Consider the following 3,873-nt stretch of genomic DNA (forward strand, 5'->3'; position numbering starts at 1 on the left):
CTTCTTCGGCGGTTTCAAAGCCCAAACCATGCTTGGGGTGGAGATTAACCCCGAGCGCATCGCCGTTGCCCAACTCAAAAAGCAGGGTAGTGGCCGCTATCGGCTGGCTCACTACCACAGCGTGGCAATGCCCGAGGGGGCGATGGCCGAGGGGCGCATCCTCGATCCCAACACCGTTGGCCTGAGCTTGGCTAACTTGCTCAGCGAGTACAAGGTGCCCACCAACTTGCCGGTGGCAACCGCGGTGCCGGCGCGGGAGGCCATTGTTCGCCTCCTTCGCCTACCGGCTGATCTGCCTGCCGATGAACTGCGGCGGGTGGTTTTGGAGCAGGAGGCGGAACTCTACATCCCCTACCCGCGGGATCAGGCGGATGTGGACTACCAACCCCTGGGCCTTGACCTTTCCCAGGATGGCATTGAGCGCATCGAGGTGCTGCTGGTGGCAATCCCCAAGGAGGTGGTGGACAACTACCTGGCGGTGCTGCAAGCAGCCAACCTGAAAGCGCGCTGTGTGGAGCTGGCCAGCTTCTCCCTCATTCGCACCATCCGCGACCAGCTCCTCCAGTACAGCCCTCAAGAGGCAGTGTTGCTCAGCTCCATCGGCTACGACAGCAGCGAGATCAGCATCTTGGTCAACGGCATCCCCCAATTTACCCGCACGGTTAACATCGGCACCGTCCACATGCGGCAGGTGCTGACCCAGTCTCTCAGTTTGCCCTTCAGTCGCACTGGCGAGCTGTTGCGAACTCTGAGGTTACCCCTGCTCAACCCCAACGAGGTTTTGCTTGGCGGTGGGCAGGCGGTTTCCAGCAACCCAGGCGTGGCCGCAGTGGCGCGTGTTGTTACCGACTTGGCCGATGAGCTGAAGCGCTCCATTGACTTCTTCACGAGCACGGAAAGCAACTTCCCCGTGGTGAAGGTCTTTCTGGCCGGCTCCGGGGCCACTATCGGCCAGGTGGATGCTTTCCTATCTCAGTCGTTGGGCATGGCTGTAGAGCTGGCGGATCCTTTTGGCAACATCCTTGTGCCGGATTCCATCGAGGTGCCTCTAGAGGAGCGCCCGGCGATGGGAGTAGCTCTGGGTCTGGCCATGCGGGAAGCCGGCAAGGGATGACCTGCAATACCTAAGCGAGGCGACAGATGTACACCCCAGAGATCAACTTTCTTAAAGAAAGACCGGAAGTTCCCGCCTCCGTCCAGACAGGGGCAGAGGCAATAGCTGCCCCACCCACTGCCGCAGGAGCGGGGAGCTGGGCCCTGGCCCTTGGCCTGGGGTTTGCTGCGGCTGCCGTGGCCATGGGGGGTTTTTGGTATTTCCAGGCCCACTTCTTGCGCCAAAGAGATGCCCTAAGGGCAGAGCGAACCCGCCTCGAAGGGGAACTCAGCACAGCCAATGCCGAGTTAACCCGACTCCAGGGCCTCAGCCAAGAATTACAAACCATTCGCACCCAGACGGAGGGCTTCCGCTCTTTCCTGGGATCCATCCAGCCCTGGTCAGCCATTTTGGAGGAAGTGCGGCGCCGGATCCCTGGCCAAGGGGTGTGGATAACCAACATCAGCGCTTCTGGGGACACCGTAAGCATACAAGGAGAGGCGCTGGATTTTCCCTTGGTGAACGACTTTTTGCTCACCTTGCTGGATTCCAACTTCGTAACCAGCGCCGTCCTCAACAGCGCCTCTCGAGCGGAGGGCACACCTGAAACTGAAGCCAGCGTTGCTTACAGCATAACAGTTACTGTTCGGACTATCGGGGATCCCGACCCAGAGTTTACCCGTGAGCTGGAACAGCGGGGAGCAATAGGCATAGTTGAAAAGATCCGTACCTTGCGTCAAGCGGAGGCGAACTGATGACTGGCTCGCTGGAAAGTTTTCACGATGAACAACTGATGGCACCTCCAGCAGGGCCGCCGGTACTGCTGGGTGTCGAGCTAACTCCCATTCGCATTGGACTTCTGATTGGAATCTTGGGTGTGGGCATGGCGGGCTTTCTGGCCTTCACCCAACTCCGTCCTCTGATCGAAGAAGTGCAAGCCTTGGAAAGAGAGGTGGCCCAAAAAACCAGCCAGTTGCAGGAGGTGCAGGGCCAGATTGCCAGCTTGCAGGATCTGCCCAACCAGATCGAGAGGGCTCGCGGGCAGCAGCAACAGCTCAGCGCTTTGTTTGCTACTCCTGAGAATGCCGACACTCACCTGATCGATCTCAACCGCCTGGTGCAAGGGCAACCTAACAGTCAGTTGCTCAGTTTCAGACCTTCTCCTTTAACGCCGGCTTCTTCGGACAACCCCGAAGTGCCCGCAATCATTGCTCCAGCCATCCAGGTGCAGACCACGCGCGTCACAGTGCAGGGTCCCTACGCCGACATTATCAACCTCATGAGAGACATCGAGCGTTTTCGGGCTCTGTTCCGCGTGGGCAACCTCTCCCTCAATCCCGTTCAAGGGAGGGGGGAGCTGAACGTCGCCTTCGACTTGACCGCCTATTACTACAACAAAGACATTCCCTTGGGTACTGCCCCTGCGCCCGAAGGACAACCCTCCCCTGCACCAGAACAGCCCGCCCCTACTCAATCTGAACCAGAGCAGCCAGCACCCGGTCAATAGGTCAGCCTGAACCCTGCTTAGGCTCTGGTGGCTGACAGCGGGCTCTGTCGCAAGGGGCAACCCAGAGGTGAGGGACATCTATCTAGTGTGACTGTAGGGAAGATTGGAGAAAAAAGCCTCTACAGGTAGTGGCAAAAGCTAAAATTTCGGCTTTGATTAGGGAAGCACGGCCTAGACCTGTGCTGAAGGTCAAGCAGGAACACGCTTGGACAAGGGCGTGAGGTGTGAGGATAATGAGCCGTCGAGTTGCTTGGGGATGGGCATTGAGCTTGATCCTTTCTCTGCCCCTGTTGGCCGTAGAAAGCCGGCCTGATGAGGCTGCTGCCCAACAATTGACCTCCACCCATCCGCAAAGCCTCAGCCGTATCACCGATATTCGGCTAGTGCCCCACGGCAACCGCATGAGACTGGAGATCCAAACCACGGGGGGCGCCCGTCCGCAGGTGTTCTTTACCCAACAGGGCCGGTCTTGGATTGGGGATATCGCCAATGCCCAACTGGATAGAGGTCAAGGCCGCTATCGTCAGGATTCTCCCCTGCCGGGAGTGCGCTTCATCGAAGCCAAGCAAATAGGTAGTGACAGCGTGCGGGTAGAAATTGCCGGCGTTGCGGCAGCTCCCCAAGGCTTGCTGGCCCAGCGTAGCCCAACGCAGTTGGTCTTCGAGTTTGAGGGCTTGCCCTCTGCCCTGCCAGCTCCTGTAGCTGCAGCGCCCAGCCAAGAAGTAGTGCCCAATCAACCAGCCTCGCCAACTCGAGCTCAGCCTGGTGCCCCACCGGCAACCCCTGCCTCTTCTCCGGCTGCTCAAAACTCTCCTTCTCCCCGCGTGGCAGCTGCTACTCCTCAGCCTCTTGCCCAAAACTCCCCCTCTTCCCCGCCAGCTCAGACAGCTCCTACTCCTCAGCCAGCTTCTCCTAGGCCGGTCATTTCTCAGGTGCCCTCCGTGGGCCAGCTTAACCAACCGCAATTGCCGCCAGGAAGCTTGCCCACTGGATCCCCCTTCCAGGGGAGAGCTGTGGCTCCTCCTGCTGGCGATATTGCCGTTGGCACAATCCTGCCTGATCCACCTACAGTGGATCTCGGATCCAATGCCAGGATTAGCTTGACCTTGAAAGATGCTCCTGTGGGCGATGTGCTGAGCTTGTTGGTGCGGCGAGCAGGGTTGAACGTGGTGCTCAACGACGTCCCACCCGATCTAACCATCTCTCTGGACGTGCAAGACTCGCCCTTACAGGAGACATTCAACTTTATCTTGCGGCTAAAACAGTTGCAGGC

At 58.9% G+C, this 3,873-nt stretch carries 4 protein-coding genes; all 4 read left to right on the forward strand.

Annotated features, from left to right (window positions below; genetic code table 11):
* A partial coding sequence (gene pilM, locus NW807_RS09895) for a type IV pilus biogenesis protein PilM (RefSeq protein WP_414425997.1) occupies window positions 1-1,114 on the forward strand: 1,114 nt, incomplete at its 5' end.
* A gap of 26 nt (window positions 1,115-1,140) precedes the next feature.
* Entirely contained in the window at window positions 1,141-1,848 is a 708-nt protein-coding gene (locus NW807_RS09900) for a PilN domain-containing protein (protein WP_414425998.1), read from the forward strand.
* A complete protein-coding gene (locus NW807_RS09905; RefSeq protein ID WP_414393031.1) occupies window positions 1,848-2,600 on the forward strand; it encodes a type 4a pilus biogenesis protein PilO in 753 nt (250 codons plus the stop codon). Before NW807_RS09900 ends, NW807_RS09905 begins: the two co-directional genes overlap by 1 nt.
* Before the next feature lie 233 nt (window positions 2,601-2,833).
* On the forward strand, window positions 2,834-3,873 hold a 1,040-nt coding region (locus tag NW807_RS09910; protein WP_414425999.1), incomplete at its 3' end, for an AMIN domain-containing protein.

The organism is Synechococcus sp. R70.1 (genome assembly GCF_047461675.1).
Classification (GTDB): Bacteria; Cyanobacteriota; Cyanobacteriia; order Thermostichales; family Thermostichaceae; genus Thermostichus.

Excerpts from the sequence above, each read along its gene's own strand:
- NW807_RS09905 (WP_414393031.1), top strand. The coding sequence starts at position 1,848 with ATGACTGGCTCGCTGGAAAGTTTTCACGATGAACAACTGATGGCACCT.
- NW807_RS09900 (WP_414425998.1), top strand. The coding sequence starts at position 1,141 with ATGTACACCCCAGAGATCAACTTTCTTAAAGAAAGACCGGAAGTTCCC.